Below are 17,886 nucleotides of genomic sequence, written 5' to 3'. Positions count from 1 at the left end.
TGTCCTCAAGGTTGGGTGTGTTTCAGGAAATCTGATGTTTAGTGGCTTTTTTTGAGGTACGTGCGTTCGAGTGTGTTTAGCGCCTGCTTGGGCGCTAACTTGTTTCAAGCTTTGTGCTGAGGAGAAGAGCTGATCGGATATGTATCCATTTAACGCTTAACATATTGGATCTTGCATTAGGCTGCCTGGTGGCCCGTTAGAGGTCTATTTTTACCTGGGGTTTGACCGAGTTAGTAGCTCGGTTAAAGTTGTGGGCGATTTGTGAGCTTAATGATCAAGTATCCCAGAGTCCTCATTGTAGTGCTGCTTTCCTTTTGGGGAAGTTCGCTCATGGCTCAGTTGACCTTCAATCATCTCGAAACCGATATCGGGATCGCGTTGATTCGCGACATGCATCGAGATCGTGATGGAAATCTCTGGATTGCGACGCGAGGTGGCGGTGCGATGAAATTTGATGGATACGCGATCAAGCAATATCAGAACGAAGAGGAGAATCCCGGTTCGCTGTCGGACAATTTCGTGACAGAGATTCATCGGGACCTCGAAGGCAATATTTGGATAGGAACCCGCAGGGGGGTGAACCGTTACGACGAAGAGACCGACTCGTTTGAGCATTACTACGTAGGCTCAAAAGAAGGAAGCTCAACGAGTGGTGAGTTCATAGTAAGGATTTCCGAAAATAAATCGGAAGGTCTCTTGGTCCTGACCCATCGTCAGTTGAGCTATTATGATTCTAACACTGATACGTTCCGATCTATCTCTCCCGAAGTTAATGAAAACGAATCCGTTTTTTTTACAGATTTCCAATATCGTGACACTTCCCGGCTTTGGTTGTTGACGAGTCAGAATGACATTTGGGAGGTAGATCTGAGGACTGACTCGGTAAAGAAGACGCCTCTTTTCGATCATCAGACGAGTTCGGAAAAAATCTTCTTTAAAGACAGTTTTGGGACCTTGTGGATCGCTAGTCAAAGGTATGGTCTTTATGAGTTCTTCCCTGATTCGTTGAGTGTCCGGTCTTTCCCTACAGCGCAGGATGGAACGGGACCGAATGGTACCAATATTGCGGATCTTCTCGAGTACCCTAGGGGGACTCTGATGGTTGCCGTCGATCAAGGGGGACTAAACCTCATGGATCTTGAGACTCGTCGCTTTAGTTACCAGTCGAAGGCTTTGAAAACAGGGAGAGGACTCTCTTCCGACGGAGTGCTTTCACTCTACGCCGATGAAGAAGGAATTCTCTGGCTGGGAACCTCGCGAAGCGGAGTAGACTTCTTCAACCCGAAGATGTCGCGTTTTCGGACGTATCGCAGTGATCCCTATCTCCCTATGAACTCCCTGGCGGACAACGTCGTTGGATGCGTGTACGAAGGTCTGTCTGGCCGAATATTTATAGGCACTGACGGCGGCGGAGTTAGTGTCTATGACCCTCGGAAAGACACTTTCCAGAATATAAAGGTCGATCCGGAGGATCGGAATTACTTACCGACCAAAACGATTCGGAAGATCGACCAGAAAACCGACGGAAGCATCTGGGTAGCTACTTGGGATAAGGGGATTTGTGCCCTGATCGAGGAAGAGGGAGAGTTTCTTGTGGATACTGCGCAAACTGAGAAACTCTCAAGGTTTCAGAATACCACGATCTGGGATATGGAAATCGATGAAAAGGACCGTATTTGGATAGCGGCTACATCGAACCATGTCTATCTCGTTGATCGGAATTTGGATCAGGTTCGATCTTTCTCTGAACCGAGGAAACAACAGCTTCCGCATTCTCCCATTGTCTATGAACTGTCAGGAGAGATCTTTATGACAGGGCTGTATGGGTTGTATAAGTACAATGAGGAAATAGAGGATTTTGAATTGTTCATTGAGCTGGAGCGACCAAGTACGGTCGTGCAAGACCCGAATTCGAAAGGCTATTTCGTCGGGTCCTTCTTTCACGGGGTAGGGAAGTATAATGAGGACGGAGAGCTTTTGAAGGAATATAAGACAGAAGCAGGTCTCCCTGATAACCTTGTGCGATCGATCCAGGTTACCGACGACGACGAATTATGGGTTGGGACGGAAGAGGGATTATGCCGTATCATGCTCGGCAGCGGAATTTCGTTCACTTACTATGAGAAGGATGGCTTGCAAGGTAACCAGTACTTTATTGATGCCTCTTGTAAGGCCCGGGATGGCACGCTCTATTTCGGCGGGACGAATGGATTGAGCGCCTTTGACCCGAAAGACCTTGTTCCCAATCCTGTGCTACCGAATGTTCGAATTGATCGAATTTCTCTTTCCGGTCAGGAGTTGAGGCATGTAGGGGAAAATCGGCTCATTTCCAAGCATCCGCAGGCTTTGGACCAATTGAATTTGGATTGGGAACAAAACTTTCTAAGTTTCGGTTTCACTGGAATCTCAATGACGTACCCGTTTCAGAACAAGTATGCCTATATGTTGGAGGGGTTCGATGATGTCTGGAACTATACTGATGCGTACCAAAGGAATGCAACCTACACTAATCTCGATCCAGGGACTTACATCTTCAGGGTGAAAGCTTCCAATAATGATGAGGTTTGGAATGAAAAGGAGGCTCGTATCAGGATTGAGATTACGCCGCCTTTTTGGATGCGTGTTTGGTTTTATGTTCTCGTAGTGGGACTACTTCTTGTCTGTATCTATGGTGTCTTCCGCTACCGTGAACGGCGCTTGAGACGTGATCGGGAGAAGCTTTCAGTGCTCGTGACAGAGAAAACGGCGGAGCTACAAGCATATCAAGATCACCTGGAAGATCTCGTTGAGAATCGTACGAGTGAGCTCTCTACTGCGAAAGACAGGGCGGAGGAATCGGACCGTTTGAAATCTCAATTTCTTGCGAACCTCTCGCATGAAATTCGAACGCCGCTCAACGCGGTGATTGGGTTTTCTAGCTTGTTGCAAGAAAAGGACCTAGATGAATCCTCAAGAGATGGATACATCGAGGTTATCGGAGAGAACTCGTTCCAATTGCTTCATCTGATAGAGGATATCTTGGATTTCTCTATCCTATCTGCGAATCAAATGAAGATCTCTTCGAGTGGCTTTTCGCTAAACGAGTTCTGTGATCAGCTTTATCGAACGCATCGGCTAAAGTTTGAGGCGAAATCGATTGCTTTTGACTATCGAAACTCATTGAAGTCCGAAAATGTGACGATTGTTTCAGACAGGACTCGCATCAAGCAGGTTGTCGACAACCTGTTGAGCAATGCCTGCAAGTTTACTGATCACGGGAAAGTTGAGCTTTCGATTGGTCGTAAAGAAGATATGCTGGTTTTTTCTGTAAAGGATAGTGGGCACGGCATACCAGCAGATGAGGTCGACATCATTTTCGAACGGTTTGTCAAATTGAAGGAAGACGAGAGCGCCGCACGTAGGGGCGTAGGTCTTGGTCTGGCCATTTCCAAGCAACTTGCTGAGCTGATGGGAGGTTTTCTTGAAGTGGAATCTGAATACGGCGTTGGGTCGGTTTTCTCTTTTTCGACCCCTTTGGAATACGACAGACCTGTAGGTACGTTCATGCCGGAGCCTGTAGATATCTTTAGCTCAAGGCAGGCTGATCTCGCAGGAACAGATATCCTCGTGATAGAGGACGAACGTAATAACTACCTCTATATCGAAGCAGCCCTGAAACGTATCGGCATACGGACTACGTGGGCGTCTAGTGGGGAAAAAGGAATTGAGATACTCGGTTCTGAAAACTCGTTTGGTCTGGTCTTGCTTGATATCAAAATGCCAGGGATGGATGGCTTTCAGGCATTGGAGATTATTCGGAAGCAGAATCCGGAAATCAATGTTGTCGCCCAAACGGCCTATGCGAGAGAGGATGATAAAAGGCGCATTCGCAACGCTGGCTTTGATGGCTATCTTTCAAAGCCGATCGACCAGAAAAAGCTCGTGGCTATGATTCAAGCGAGTATGGGCTGAGAGAGGGGGAGGTGAAGTTTTCCTGACTTTTCCGCCCGAAGGTTAGCAGCGAAGAGGTTTATTTGTCTTTGCCCTTTTTCTTCTTTTTCTTGGGAGCGGAGAGCTTTTTGTCAGCGGCTCGCCAATCAACGTACATTCTTCGTGTCCGGTCATCCATCGCTTCTAGCTTATCCTGCCAGCTAAGTGAGCGGTCGTAGATCTTTGCGAAGAGCGGGTAGTTGCCGGTTTCGACTGATTCTGCTTTCCATTTTTCTAGAGAGGAATCGTAGCGTTTCCGCATCTGGTCGAGGGCGTTCTTGAACTCGGGATTGTCTGCTTGATTTCGCATTTCTAGTCGATCCGTAGTCAAGTGGTACAGTTCCTCGTGCGATTCCATTCCTTCTGAAAACGGCCAGTTGATATATTTGTAGTTTTCTGTCACTACAGCCAGTGAGTGGGTGGGCGCATTGCCCCAGGCTTGGATTAAGAGAATGGAATCATGTACACTTCCATTGGGATCATCGAGCAAGGGGAGTAGGCTTTTGCCATCCATGTTCGAGGGGACGGGGAGTCCAGCGAGTTCAAAAATGGTGGGTGCCATGTCGATGTTTCCTGTCACGCTATTAACTCGGTGTCTTTGTCCAGCATTAGGGTGGCGGGGGTCGTAAATGAACATGGGCGAGCGGCTTGGCTCTTCGTAGGGCAGTACTTTTCCGCCCATGCCGTGAGCTCCTAGACTGTATCCATTGTCGGTTAGGAAGAGAACTACCGTTTCGCGTTCGATGCCTTGTCTCTCAAGCTCGTCCGCGATCATACCGACGGCATAGTCGATTCCATAGATGAGCTGATTGTACTTCCGCATTGTCTTCTGGTAGTTTTGAGGCTCGAAGTCATTTATATGCAGGTACTGGCGACCGCTTTTGGCTTGTTCGGGAATGTGGGCTGCTCCGTTCTTGTCGTAGTTGTCCGGTTGGGCCCAGACCGTGTCGGCATAGATTTCGTCGAACATGGGATCCGGCGACATCGGCCCATGAGGCGCTTTGAAGCTGACGGAAAGAAGAAATGGCTTATCCTTCTTTGCTGCGTTCTTGATGAAGTCTTGCGATACGGCCCCAACGGCGCGCGTGACATGTGGATACTTCTCTGCGTATTGGGCTACGAATTCGTTCTCGGCAGTTTCGTATTTCCCTTGGGCAGGCCAGCCGTACCATTCATCGAAGGAGTCAATAGGGAGGGCGTCGTTGTCGTGGTAGCTCGAGTTGCTTGCTTCCTCACGCACTGCGAATCCGAACTTGCCGACGAAACCGGTGTAGTATCCGTTTTTTCTGAGTACTACTGGATAGGATTTTTCCCACTTGTCGCGGGTGAGCGGGCCATGGCTGAAGTTACAACCTGTTTTGTACTCATACATTCCGGTCATGACCTGCGCTCGACTGGCCATGCAAATTGAAGTGGTAGTGTATCCACTTTCGAAGATGGTTCCCTTGTTTGCGAGCCGATCGATATTTGGCGTTTTGACCTGGGGATTGCCTGAATATCCGACGGAACGGAAGTTTTGGTCGTCGGTGAGAAGGAGGATAATGTTCGGGCGGTCATCCGAGTAGAGGGAGCTTGTGAAGGCGAAGGCGACCAAAAGGATGGCAAAAATAGGGGTATGCTTCATTGTATTAGAAATTAAATTACTTCTTTTTGTTTTTTTTGCTCTCTAGCCAATTGCCTAAAGGCGTGTAATTCGGGTCATCGTAGTCTCCTCCTTGAAAACTTGATTTTGCTGATCGCATGAAACGGCGTGCGTTGAGCTTGATGCTTTTGAGGAGTTCCGGGTTTTGAGCGGCGATATTGGTGGTTTCGAAACGATCGTTTCTTATGTTGTATAGCTCGTCGGATGCGTTGACCCTTTCGTCTTTCATCTGAGTGATGAGTTTGTACTCGTTGCCAATCCAAGCGAGCTTACCCTTGGAAAGAAAGGGGAATTCTGTAGGGCGTTTGCTCGTTTCCTGCTTAAGGATTGGAAGCAAACTCGCCCCGTCGAGTGGGCGTTGGTCGGGGCGTTCGATCGAAAGGTAATCGACCAGTGTCGGGAGGTAGTCGAGACTGGAGCAAGGCGTTTCAATCAGCGAATCAGGTTCGATGAGACCTGGCCAAACCATGAAGGCTGGAACGCATCCGCCACCTGAATACAGACTGCGCTTTCGGCCTCGGAGCCCTCCCGTCTCTCCGGGACCTTCTTTGTGCTCGGGGCCGTTGTCGGAGCTGAAGGCGATGATCGTGTTTTGGGAGATCCCGAGTTTGCCGAGTTCCTCAACGAGGCGGCCGATTTGGTCGTCAAACGCAGTGATGGTTCCGTAATAGTGTTTGGCTTTGCCCTCCGCCTCGGGATAGAGGGCTTGGTATTCAGTTCCGGCGACTACCTTTTCATGTGGCGTGTGTGGCCAGATTACGGCAAGGAAGGGCGTTTTCTGTTCGCTATTTTTTTGTATGAAGGGAATCGCTCGGTCCATTATGATGCGTGTATCGTCTCCCAGAAGATTTTCGGTGACACGCTTCCCGTTGTGGAAATAGGGATTGCCGGTGGTGGCGGCGTTACCGGCTTTGGGTCCATAGGGATCCCAGGTCGGGACGGAGTGGTGGGTGACGAAGTGCTCGTCATAGGAAAACCATTGAGGAAGGGCGAAGTGAGTGTCGGTACCATCTCCTCCACCTTTTCCTCTGTATTCAGGATTGGGTACACCGAGATGCCATTTCCCAAAATGCCCGGTGGCGTATCCTTTGGATTTGAGAGCTTCGGGTATCGTGTATTCTTGACGGGCAAGACGACCTACGTTCGCGCTCCAGATTCCGTGGCGATAGGGGCTGCGTCCGGTCATGAATGCTGAACGGGAAGGGGAGCAGACGGAGGCTCCTGAAAAGAAGTTCTCGAAACGAGCTCCTTTGGCGCAAAGGGCATCGAGATGAGGGGTGCGGATCGTAGTGTTGCCGTTGAAACCGACATCTCCCCATCCCATATCATCTACCATGATGAGGATAACGTTAGGAGTCTCTTGGTTTTGAGCGGCGTCAGCAACGGAAAGGCCGATAATGACTAGGACTGCGGATAGAAGACGTCTGAGCAGGGGGTGCATAAGGGGACTATTTGGGGTATGAGGCGTTTTCGGAACGGCCTCCTTGCACTCTGATCTTGTCGCTACTTAGGCAGTTGTTTCAGGCTTGGTGTCATTTTTGAGGAGACCAACTCTCTTCTTTAGATGTAGGGCTAGCGCCATGTCCGCCGTAGCTTGAAAAGCGAAGGCTGGGTTGTCGCTATGCCGCGTTGCAGGGGTGATGCGGCGTGCCGTGAACGGCAGCCCTACACTATCAAGGCAATGACGGTAATAAGGAATGGAATGACGACACTCGAGCGAAGCGAAGACACATAGCCCTCCTGGGAGGAGCGAAGCCCTAACGAAGCGCGAGGCGCTGGACTTCTTCTTCTTCGAGAGCGGCTCCGTAGACCATCAATTCGGCGATCTTGCCGTTTAGGTTTCTGATTTGGTGGATACTGTGGCCGGCGGGTTTACCCCAGTTTCCAATTGATGAAGGACCGAAGCTGTACGGAGTCGATCTTTGTAGAGTTGCTTTGCTGAGTACGCTGCCGTTTAGGTAGTGGACGACTTGTTCCGATTTTGGGTCGATGACAGTGCAAAGGTGTACCCATTGCCCAATACGCTTGAGGTTTACGAATGACTCGGAGAGGTGACCGCTGCGTTCGTTTTCGCTGTAGCGCAAGCCCACTGAGAGCATTCCGTTTTGGCGGAATTGCCAGTGTGGTTCTCCAACCTCCCAGTTGTCGGTCAAGAGAAGGGAGTTATGGCTACGGTCTAGGCCGTCCACCTTTACCCATGCGGCAAGAGTGACGGCGTCATAGTTGCCTGGAAGGTCAATGCGGACTTGGTCGCCCGGGCGTTTGAAGCTAAGGGCCTTCTTGCCAGGCCATGGGCCCTCGCTCCATGTGGCGCCGACGATCGCTCCGTCGAGTTCTTCTTTCTGGGCGGATTTGTTGGGGAGAATTCGATCTTCTTCGCTTTCGGGTTGGAAGTCGTAGTAGGCGATCATGCGATTATCTTGTTGGGCGGATGTGCTGATCGATTTCCATTTCTCGAACAAATTCACCGCCTTCTTAGTATACATGTTTTCAATACGAGTTAGGTCGTTGAATCCAGAGGTCTCGACGGGAATGCTGCGGTGTTGACCTCTTTGATTGAAGCTGAGGGCCAAGCCTGCGGTAATGAGGCGTTTTGAGGCTGGGCTTCGGTTTGCGTCGTAAGCTTCGACTTCCCCGTCAAAAACGTGCAGTTCGGTTTGGCCTGCGCCATCGACGCGTACGCCGAATTCGGTTCCAAGGTCGACGAGGTTGGATTCGGGCGTTTCGATGGTAAAGCCCTGAGCTACCTTTGGAACGCGGGCACGTAGCTTGCCTTCGTGACAGATAAGCCGCATGGAATCGACGAGTTCTAGTTTGGCGGGACCGGCGACCATGACCTGGGCTCCGCTGTAGAACTCGAGCGTGGCGTAACCGGACTCCAGGACGAGCTCGCCTGGCGAAACAGTGTCGCCACTGTCACGGATTGAGCTATTCTGGTTCAAGCTTCCCACGAGTTTGGATACGACCGCAATTCCTTGGTCGGTGGTGGCTTCCACTTTTGACAGAACGTCTTCGCGTATTTCTTCGGTAGGCGTCAGAGTGAAGACGAATTGTAGCAGCAGCGCAATGGCGGCTGCCATTGATGCGACCGCAATTGCCCATGGGAGGCGAGAGGGGTGATTAGAGCGATCCGTTTCGTCGCTTAGCTGTACAACTTTGCTTATGAAGTCATCGGCGCTCTCTTCTGCATCTACGGCGGCCTCGACTCGGTAGGAGAAGGTGCTGCTGGCCCGGGTTGGGTTCTCGTATTGGGAGATTCGCTCCGACATCTCGAGCTGCTCGCGTAGCTCTTTTGAGTAGTCTTGGTTTTCCTTAACCAGATTGGCGAGTTCGGAAATCTCAGTTGCGTCGATCTCGTCGTCCAGCAGGAGGCCTAGCAGCTCCTTGAAGCGTTTGTCTGTTTGCGGATCAGGCATTTTGAATTCTTTTTTGGATGCAGCCTTTGAGTTGGCGGCGTATGCGCATGAGCGTAAGTCGGACCGCGGTGGCGGTCATGTTGTATTGGTCTGCGAGAAAGGAGGAGTTCCATTCGTCCGCATAGCGGCCGGAGATGAGTAATCTGCTTTTTTCGGGGAGGCCCTCAAGGCAGTCTCTCAGGGCGCTGAAATCGACATCTTCGTATTGACCATCGCTGGCGTCGCACTCCGATTCGGCGAGCAGGTGTTCGGTCAAATCCTCGTGGAGGATGCGTTGTCGGCGTGCTGACTTGCGGATCTCGTTGCGAGTAAGGTTGCGGGCGATCCCCCGGAGCCATTTGCCGAAATCTTCGTCCTGGTTGAAGCGGTCGAGTTCCTTGAATGCTATGAGAAAGGTCTCTTGGGCGAGGTCGTCTACCGAGTCGGGGTGCACGCCAATGACCCTGAGGAAACTTCTCAGAGAGGCCTGATGTTCGGTGACAAATTTCGCGAATGCGGAGCGTTTCTTTTTGGGGTCTGTGCGCATTAACTCTTGATTGTCGCCAGTCTCCATGGTGTTTCGCTCTTTTTTTTGGAAAAATTAGAACGCTTCTTTTGGGGGCGATGAAGGAGAGGACGCTGCTCAACTAATTGATGCAAATAGTGAAACGCTTTGTGGCCTGGTGGCAAGGTGTTGTGAACGATCACTATGAGTCAGATATCCCGTGCCCCAAACGTTGACTGTGCGTTTCCACAGATCGCATTTCGCCTAATCACTGTTGTCGCAGTTGTTTGTCTTTTAGCTGGTGAGTTGCTAGCAAACGGGGCGTTTAAGGCTGATTGGAGTTCGCTCCGCAAGGCTGAGCCGCCACAGTGGTGGGATGAGGGGAAGTTCGGGATCTTCATTCATTGGGGACCGTACAGTGTCGCTGGCTACAAGCACCGGAACCGCGGCTATGCCGAAGCGATCACTTCCGACCTCTACAAGAAGCCGGAGAACTACGTCGAGTTTATGACAGACAAGTTTGGCGCGGCTCCGCCTGAGTTTGGATACAAGGATATGGTGCCTTTGTTTAGGGCGGAGAAGTGGGATCCAGAGGAGTGGGCTGCTTTGTTTAAGGAGTCGGGCGCCAAGTATGTCATTCCAACGGGAGAGCACCACGATGGCTATGTCTTGTGGGATTCCGATTTAACGCCCTGGGCTGCTACGAAGAAGGGACCGATGCGTGACTTGATTGGCGATTTGGCGGAAGCGGTTCGTGCCGAGGGCTTGCGCTTTGGGATCTCCTACCATCGTGAGCGTCATCCTAATCGCTTTACTCCGGAGCCGGTTGTGCACGCGAAACCGCACGATCAGATCGCGGAGGAAATCTCGCGTATGCCGGAGGCTGCATCGCTGTACGGGCCGTTTGAATACGATGATGCTTTTATCGAGGACTACGTCGCTCGCTGGAAAGAAGCGGAACGGAAGTATCAGCCGGATTTCATGTGGATCGACGATGTGCCGATTTTGCGTGATACTTCCGGTAGTCCGCAGGTCAAGAAGTTCGAGGATGCGTTTAAGGGAATGATTGCCGACTACTTGAACGCTGCAAAAACGTGGGGAAAGGACGTTTACTTCAACAACAAAGGAAAGACCGAGAACTGGCCGTTGGGAGTTGGCTGTCGTGAGGCGGACAATCTGCAAATGGAAACAATTGGCCCTCGATGGCAAAACCCAGCGACTCTTGGAACTTCCTATGCCTATATGGCGGCTGAAGAAGAGCAGGAACTTTACAAGACTTCTACTGAGCTCGTTCGACTTCTTTGCGATGTTGTCAGCAAAAACGGCAACTTGCTGCTGAACATCGGTCCACGTGCGGATGGCACGATTCCCGAGGGGATGCAACGTCGATTAAGGGACATGGGACGTTGGCTAGATGTTAATGGAGAGGCGATCTACGCGTCTCGCCCGTGGGGTGTTTACGGTGAGTCGCAGGGCGAGCTCATCGAAGAAGAAGGGGTGCACTATTCCAAGCATAGCATGCGCGTTCGCGAGAAAGAGTTTCGTTATACAGCCAAAGAAGATGCAGTCTATGCGATCGCCTTTCATGAGGAAGAAAAACGCTATGTGCTGAAGTCCTTTTCTGGGTACGAGGAGAAAATCAAATCTGTATCACTCCTTGGGAGCGATAAGCAGGTAAACTGGGCTCTTACCCAGAAGGGGCTAAGAATTTCAGTGCCAGGAGGTTTCGATTTCGAGCACGCTGCTGTATTCAAAATTTCAAGATAGCATTTTCCAATTATTTTTAGTTTCGATATGAAGACAATTATTAGTTCACTCAGGGTCGCCGCTGCGTTTGCGCTTTGTGCAAGCGTGCATGCGGAGAAAATCTACTATGTTTCGCCTAGTGGCTCCGATAGTGGAAGCGGCGCGATTGACTCTCCGTTCGCTAGTTTGACGCAAGCGAGGGATCAGATCCGTTCTTTGTCGGCTGTTGAGAGACGTCAGAATATCCGTGTGGTTCTACGCGGAGGTCGTCATTCCTTGAGGGAAACCTTTGTCCTAGAGGTGCAGGACGGCGCGCCGTTGGGGTTGAATGTTTCTTACGAAGCCTTTCCGGGGGAGGTCCCTGTTTTGGATTCAGGCGTGGAGATCACCGGCTGGAAAAAGGCGAAAGTCTATCCCGAGGGCACTCCTGACGTAGCGAAAGGCAATTTGTATGTCGCGGATATTCCTGAAGGCGTAGAGCGCTTCTATTCTCTCTGGGACGAGGAAGACATCATCGATCGTGCCCGTGCGAAGTTCCGAACGGATCCGAAACTGCCTATGGCGCGAGGTGGCGTCAGAACACGTTGGGAAGAACGTGACCTTCTGCGGATTAAGGAAGGCCCCTTTAGAAACTGGGAGAATATCGGAGATATCGAAATCTACAAGATGCCAACCCGTAACTGGGTGGCGAACTTCCTCCAGCTCGAGTCTGTAGACCTTGAAAGTAAGCTGGCTAGAACAAGCGTGGAGGGGACTTACAAGCTCAGCGATAATCCCCCCCGCAAACGTGCTAACCACGATGTGGAGAAGGAAATGGTTGAGGGGATCGGCGATCTTTGCAATGTCCCGGAAGGCCTCACTCGCCCTGGTACTTGGATCGCGAATACGGTAGAGGGAAAAGTCTATCTTTGGCCCGAGAGCAAAACTCAATTGGAGCAACGAATCGTAGCTCCTACCTTGGCCGAGTACATTCGTATCGATGGAGAAAACGATGAGTGGGGCGACAATGACGTTCCGGTTCGTGGAGTGACAATTAAGGGGCTGACCTTTAAGCACGGTAAACGTCTCGTATTGCGAAAGGATAGCCGTGGCATCCAGCATGATTGGGAAATGTTCGATGAAGGGAACGCGTTCGTGCGTTTACGTGGAGCGGAAAATTGTGAGGTTACGGATTGCTCCTTCTTGAATAGTGCGGGTACCGGAATCCGTCTCGATCTCTATGCTCAGAATAACCGTATTGAAGGAAATCTGTTGGATAACCTTGGATACACCGGAATCTTGCTCTGCGGATACGGTCCGGGCACTAAGGATGTTAATCATCACAACATCGTTACGAACAACGAGATTTCTCGGGTAGGGCGTTTGTGGTTCCACGCCCTCTCGATCTTCGTTTTCCAGAGTGGTCACAATACCATTAGCCATAACTACATTCACGATACGATGTACGATGCGATTGTAGTGTCTGGGGTTCGTCCAAGGTTCTTTGGATACCGGTTCAAGGATTTTCCTGATTTCCCGACTGCGTATCCAAACCTTCGTGAGATCATGCGTATCATGCGTTGGGACGAAATCGGCGGAAAGCCAGCCACTTTCAAAGGCTGCCTCGATTACGCTCACAGTCGTGGAAACATCATCGAGTACAATGAAGTGGAAGCGGTCATGGGCGAAGGCGGCGACGGAAACGCTCTCTATCTCTCGGGAACGATGGGTAACACCTTCCGTTACAATTTGGTCCATTCAACCGCTGCGGGGCCTGGTATCTTCCGGAATGACGACGAGCAGTATGAGTCTCAGTTTTATGGAAATATTCTTATTGGTATGCAAGGTGGCCCGTACGCAGGCGTGAACTTGAAACATGAGAATTCGTTCGAGAACAATATGGTTCTTAATTGGGGTTCTAGCGCTGTGGGGAAGGTTACTTCTTTGGATCCGGAACACGAGAAAGGCAGTCGCGGAACGAGTTTGAACCGAAACATCTTCATGCACCCTGACGACAATACTCTCTTTATTGGAAAAATCGATGTGCACTACGGCGATGGAAATGTGTATTACGCTGCTGGAGACGAGGAGGGGACAGCGAAATGGCTGAAGCGGCGTCAGGAGACTGGAAATGATGAAGCCAGTCTTGCTGCAGACCCGATGTTCGTTGATCTCGAGAATTTCAACTTTCGCCTCAAGAAAGGTTCTCCTGCCTTGCGAAACGGTTTCGAGCAAATCCCGTTCGAGTCGATTGGTCTCTTAAGCAAGCCCGCAGTGGAGCGTTTGCGCGAGGAAGGTAAAACGTTTAGCGATCTGCTTGGGCGAAATGACTCCTAGGAGGAAGTTTTGTATGAAGTTTAGAAATACGGTCCTAGCTTTCGTATGCTTGGGAATTGGGTTTGCGAACGCCTTTTCAAAGCAGCAGAAGCCGAACATCTTGTTCGTCATGTCGGATGACCACACGGCTCAGGCGATTGGAGCTTATGGGAGCCGCTTGGCAGGGCTGAACCCAACTCCCAACATCGACCGCCTGGCACGCGAAGGCATGGTCTTTGAAAACGCGTTTTGCAACAACTCGATTTGCACGCCGAGCCGGGCCAGTATCATGACCGGCCAGTATTCTCATACCAATGGGATCACTTCGCTCAACCAGCCTTTGTCCAAGGAACGTCAATACTTGGCCTTAGAAATGAAGAAGGCAGGGTACCAAACGGCGGTGATTGGAAAATGGCACCTTGTCGCGCGCCCGGACGCTTTCGATTACTACAAGGTACTGCAAGGGCAGGGCGATTATTTCGATCCCGTATTCTACGAGACGGGCGCGAAGGAAACGGTAAAGAAAGAGTATTCTCGGAACGGTCGTAGCTTTACGAAAAGCTATAAGGGTGCCGTGCAGATGAGTGGCCATTCCACGGATTGCGTGGCGGACTCTGCATTGGAGTGGTTTAAGGAGAAGCGCGACCCGAACCAGCCATTCTTTCTAAAGCTACATTTCAAAGCTCCGCATGATGATTTCGAATTCGCTCCTCGCTACGCCGACTACTTGGAGGATATCACGATCCCTGAGCCGGACAACTTGCGCGAGCGTGGGGATGGTTCCTTGGCCACTCGTGGAATCGATGGCGAGCTCGAACGCTATATTGGGAGCTCTGTTGCAGACCGTCACCCGCATCGTGGTTGGCTGATGTTTCTCGAAGAGGAAGACGTTACGGATGATCTATTGGGTGTTGCCTACCAGGAGTACTTGAAGCGCTATCTGCGCTGCGTAAAGGGCGTGGATGATAATCTCGGGCGCGTCCTCGCCTACATGGAGCAGGAAGGCTTGATGGATAACACGATCATCATCTACACGGGAGACCAAGGGTTCTTCCTGGGAGAGCATGACTACATCGACAAGCGTTGGGCTTACGAGGAGTCGATGCGTATGCCTCTGATCGTGCGGTATCCGGAGACCATCGATCCCGGTACGAACGACGCCCTGGTTCAAAATATCGATTTTCCGGTGACCATGCTGGATTACGCAGGATTGGAAGAGCCCGATTACATGGAGGGCAAATCCTTCCGCGAGATTCTTGAAACCGGTGAAGAGCCGGAGGACTGGCGAGAAGCCGTTTACTACCAATACTGGATGCACATGTCAGCGCACTTCAATCCAGGTCATATAGCCATGCGCACGAAACGTTTTAAGCTGATTCTTTTCCATGGAGTGGACCAAGTTGAGAATGGAAAAAAGGAATGGTCGCGTATTCAAACTCCTGCCGCGTGGGAGCTTTACGATCTAAAGAACGATCCCGAAGAGATGAATAATCTGTACGATAACCCTGAATACGAATATGTACTTGCTGGTTTGAAGCGTCAATTTCTCAAACTACGCCAAGAAATTGGGGTGACGAACTCGGAGGTTGCGGCGATTGTAAACAGGACCGTTAACGAATACTGGGATTACGACGAAGAAGATCGGGCGCGAGCCGAAACGGTCGCGAAGGAAACAGCGGATCGCTACCGTACTTTGAAGTCGAATCGAGCCAATGCCGTTGGTGTCGGTAGCATGAAATAGGGAACCTTTTTGGGGGGCTAGTCGAAACATGGAAATCGCCATTGCTTTAAAGTGGGGAGATATGCGCCGAATCGGAGTACTTTGTGCCAGCCTGATGGCTGGTTTCGCATGGGGTGCAGAATACTACCTTAGCCCAAACGGCATCGACGAGAATGAAGGGACTTCGCTTGAGACTCCACTCGCGACTTTTCGGGAAGCGTTCGGACGTATGGATCCAGGGGATACATTGTATCTTCTAGAAGGAACCTATGAGGAAGAGTTTCAGCTGAGCAACTTTGGCGGTTCGAGTGATCCTGAGACTACGATTCAGGCCTATGAAGGAGCAGAGGTCGTATTCAGTGGATTCGAAGAGCTGGACGAGCTTAAGGCTGAGGGAGCTAGCTGGATCTCTCATGAGGGTAACATCTTTAAGATCCAGTTGGCTGAACCTATTTTGCAATTGTTTGTAGATGGTGAGCAAATGATTCCAGCACGCTGGCCAAACGCCCGTTGGGACGATGGAAGCTGGTGGAAGCGTGACGAAACGATGGCTCATGGAGGAGTTCAGAGCGTGAATGGCAGCCAGTATGATCTTCCGATGAATGGCAACAGCCTCGCTTCCTTGGACTTCGATCTCGCTGGCGCGACCGCAGTCATGAATGTCGGGAGTTGGAAAACGTATGCCCGTACGATTGAGAGCCATACTGCCGGTCAGGAATTTTTCACGTATCCGAAAATAAACAACACCTACAAAACGAAAACGAAAACGCATCGTTATTGGGTTGAGGGTGTTCTCCGGCTTTTAGATTCGGAGCTCGAGTGGTTTCTAGATACTGATGAGAACACGCTCTACCTATGGGGGCCGAATGGTGAGATCCCAGGAGGACGGATTTATGGGAAAACGCGCACTTATGCGTTAGATCTCAGTAATGCGAAGAACCTGCGTATCCAAGGAATTCGATTTGAAGGCGTGACGCTTCGGGGGAGTAACTGTGACGGCTTGGTTTTGGAAGATTGCTCGTTTTGGTATCCGACCTTCAACCGTCGGATGCTTGGCGATATGGGGAGTATTCCAATAACAGAGTTTAGCGGGACGGATGATGCCTCGATCATCAACTGCCGTTTTGAGCATGTGGAAGGCAGCGCCCTGGATTTGGCTGGTAACAGAAACCTGATCGATAACTGCTATTTCTACGATATCGACTGGAGTTGTGCGAATATTCCGGGGCTGGGCGTTACCTTGAGGCTCAGCGGTAGCAACAACACAATACGGTATACGACTATTCGCAAAACGAGTGCATCTAGCACCATCGATCTTTCTAACGCCTCTGTCGTTGAATACTGTGATATCTCTGAAACCGGCTTTCTCCAGAATGACGGTACTACGGTACAGGTCACTAAACTCGCCCAGGCGGACGCTGTTATTCGCTATAACTGGGACCACGATACGATTAAAAAAGGTATCCGATTTGATACTACGAACAATGGGACGTTCGGTTACGACGGTGATGTTTATCGGAATGTAGCTTTTCGTACAGGTGCTCAAGGCATCCATCTCAAGGGGGATCGGCATCGGATGGTCAACAACACGTCCTTCGGAAACCTCTCCAACGACATTGTGATGAACTACGATTTCGCTGATGAAAACATAAATAGCGAGACGCTAAACAATGCTGGAGATCAGGTCAGTGGAGATCGTAACAATCCGAAGGCTCTTCCTGGTAGAGTGGAGGGGAATTGGTCTGGCGAGGAAGAGGAAGCGAATCTGACTGGTCAGTTTCGGGATTTCTCAAACTATGATTTTAGGCCAAAGCAGGGATCCGGTCTGATTGATGCAGGTGTAGAAGTGCCCGGGATCACGGATGGCTACTTCGGTGATGCTCCAGATGCGGGAGCCTATGAATTTGGGGATCCGCATTATTGGATTCCTGGATACAAAGAGAGAAAAGCTTCTTTTCCGATTCCGGCCAATAAGGCGACGGAAGTATATCTAGGTTCAGCTTTGATTTGGAAAGAAGCTTACAAGGCGATACGTCATCGCTTGTACCTTGGAAACGATGTGCAGAATCTGAAGCTAATCGGGGAGTATGAAACTGGCAACATCTTCGAACCGGGGGGACTCGATGCGGGGCAGGCGTACTTTTGGCGCGTGGACGCCGTGCTGAATGACGGTTCGCTTGTCGAAGGCGATGTTTGGACTTTCACTACTAAGGACTCGGAGGGTGAACCACTGGCCGAAGCGTATCGCGCTTGGCTGTTAGAGCACTTCTCCGAGAGTGAGATCGCATTGGAATCGGTGGCGGAGAGGGGGAGCGATCCGGATTTAGATAGCATGAATAATTACGAGGAGTTTTTGGCAGGTACCTCTCCGGTAAACGAAGATTCCCGATTGAGAGTCTCCATTGATGCAAGATTTCATGAAGGGAAAGCACGTCTGTTGTTTTCTCCTATCCTTATGAAAAGAGAGTATGCCCTGTCCCACAGTTCCGACTTGATTGTTTGGGAAGGAAGGAGGCTTCTCGAATCTGAGAAGACGAGTGGTTATGTGGATACGGAATGGGATGCCCACAATGCCTCACGCTTCTATCAGCTCATCGTTTCGCCTTAAGAATAG

The 17,886-nt window shown here is 50.6% G+C and carries 9 protein-coding genes; 5 read left to right on the top strand and 4 right to left on the bottom strand.

Annotation, left to right across the window (positions count from 1 at the left end):
- The first annotated feature begins 270 nt into the window (after positions 1-270).
- Positions 271-3,951 (top strand): hybrid sensor histidine kinase/response regulator, encoded by a 3,681-nt coding sequence (locus JIN87_RS04210; RefSeq protein ID WP_200354276.1) that lies wholly within the window; start codon positions 271-273, stop codon positions 3,949-3,951.
- Between the two features lie 58 nt (positions 3,952-4,009).
- Here JIN87_RS04210 and JIN87_RS04205 read toward each other — a convergent pair whose 3' ends face one another.
- The 4 genes from JIN87_RS04205 to JIN87_RS04190 all read right to left on the bottom strand — a co-directional run bounded on the left by JIN87_RS04205 (position 4,010) and on the right by JIN87_RS04190 (position 9,553).
- Positions 4,010-5,593: a sulfatase family protein gene (locus JIN87_RS04205; protein ID WP_200354275.1), complete on the bottom strand. Its 1,584-nt coding sequence runs from the start codon at positions 5,591-5,593 to the stop codon at positions 4,010-4,012.
- A gap of 16 nt (positions 5,594-5,609) precedes the next feature.
- Entirely contained in the window at positions 5,610-7,052 is a 1,443-nt protein-coding gene (locus JIN87_RS04200) for a sulfatase-like hydrolase/transferase (RefSeq protein ID WP_200354274.1), read from the bottom strand.
- A 316-nt stretch (positions 7,053-7,368) separates the two neighbouring features.
- Positions 7,369-9,027 (bottom strand): LamG-like jellyroll fold domain-containing protein, encoded by a 1,659-nt coding sequence (locus JIN87_RS04195; protein ID WP_200354273.1) that lies wholly within the window; start codon positions 9,025-9,027, stop codon positions 7,369-7,371.
- Positions 9,020-9,553 (bottom strand): sigma-70 family RNA polymerase sigma factor, encoded by a 534-nt coding sequence (locus JIN87_RS04190; RefSeq protein ID WP_200354272.1) that lies wholly within the window; start codon positions 9,551-9,553, stop codon positions 9,020-9,022. The genes JIN87_RS04195 and JIN87_RS04190 overlap by 8 nt, the downstream gene beginning before the upstream one ends.
- 162 nt (positions 9,554-9,715) lie before the next feature.
- Here JIN87_RS04190 and JIN87_RS04185 point away from each other — a divergent pair, with 162 nt between their 5' ends.
- The 4 genes from JIN87_RS04185 to JIN87_RS04170 are packed head-to-tail and all read left to right on the top strand — an operon-like array spanning position 9,716 to position 17,880.
- On the top strand, positions 9,716-11,278 hold the full coding sequence (locus tag JIN87_RS04185) for an alpha-L-fucosidase (protein WP_200354271.1): 1,563 nt from the start codon (positions 9,716-9,718) through the stop codon (positions 11,276-11,278).
- Between the two features lie 27 nt (positions 11,279-11,305).
- Complete coding sequence (locus JIN87_RS04180; protein WP_200354270.1) at positions 11,306-13,573, top strand: right-handed parallel beta-helix repeat-containing protein; 2,268 nt, start codon at positions 11,306-11,308, stop codon at positions 13,571-13,573.
- Between the two features lie 13 nt (positions 13,574-13,586).
- Positions 13,587-15,293, top strand: a complete 1,707-nt coding sequence (locus JIN87_RS04175) for a sulfatase family protein (protein ID WP_200354269.1) — start codon at positions 13,587-13,589, stop codon at positions 15,291-15,293.
- A gap of 28 nt (positions 15,294-15,321) precedes the next feature.
- Positions 15,322-17,880: a right-handed parallel beta-helix repeat-containing protein gene (locus JIN87_RS04170; protein WP_200354268.1), complete on the top strand. Its 2,559-nt coding sequence runs from the start codon at positions 15,322-15,324 to the stop codon at positions 17,878-17,880.
- The last annotated feature ends 6 nt before the right edge of the window (positions 17,881-17,886 follow it).

Origin of the sequence: Pelagicoccus mobilis (assembly GCF_016595505.1) — a bacterium.
Classification (GTDB): domain Bacteria; phylum Verrucomicrobiota; class Verrucomicrobiia; order Opitutales; family Opitutaceae; genus Pelagicoccus; species Pelagicoccus mobilis.
The sequence above is the reverse complement of the archived record's forward strand: the minus strand, read 5'-3'. Positions and strand labels throughout refer to the sequence as shown.

Bases quoted from the DNA above. Each gene is read 5' to 3' on its own strand.
- JIN87_RS04210 (WP_200354276.1), top strand. From the start codon at position 271: ATGATCAAGTATCCCAGAGTCCTCATTGTAGTGCTGCTTTCCTTTTGG.
- JIN87_RS04205 (WP_200354275.1), bottom strand. From the start codon at position 5,593: ATGAAGCATACCCCTATTTTTGCCATCCTTTTGGTCGCCTTCGCCTTC.
- JIN87_RS04200 (WP_200354274.1), bottom strand. From the start codon at position 7,052: ATGCACCCCCTGCTCAGACGTCTTCTATCCGCAGTCCTAGTCATTATC.
- JIN87_RS04195 (WP_200354273.1), bottom strand. From the start codon at position 9,027: ATGCCTGATCCGCAAACAGACAAACGCTTCAAGGAGCTGCTAGGCCTC.
- JIN87_RS04190 (WP_200354272.1), bottom strand. From the start codon at position 9,553: ATGCGCACAGACCCCAAAAAGAAACGCTCCGCATTCGCGAAATTTGTC.
- JIN87_RS04185 (WP_200354271.1), top strand. From the start codon at position 9,716: ATGAGTCAGATATCCCGTGCCCCAAACGTTGACTGTGCGTTTCCACAG.
- JIN87_RS04180 (WP_200354270.1), top strand. From the start codon at position 11,306: ATGAAGACAATTATTAGTTCACTCAGGGTCGCCGCTGCGTTTGCGCTT.
- JIN87_RS04175 (WP_200354269.1), top strand. From the start codon at position 13,587: ATGAAGTTTAGAAATACGGTCCTAGCTTTCGTATGCTTGGGAATTGGG.
- JIN87_RS04170 (WP_200354268.1), top strand. From the start codon at position 15,322: ATGGAAATCGCCATTGCTTTAAAGTGGGGAGATATGCGCCGAATCGGA.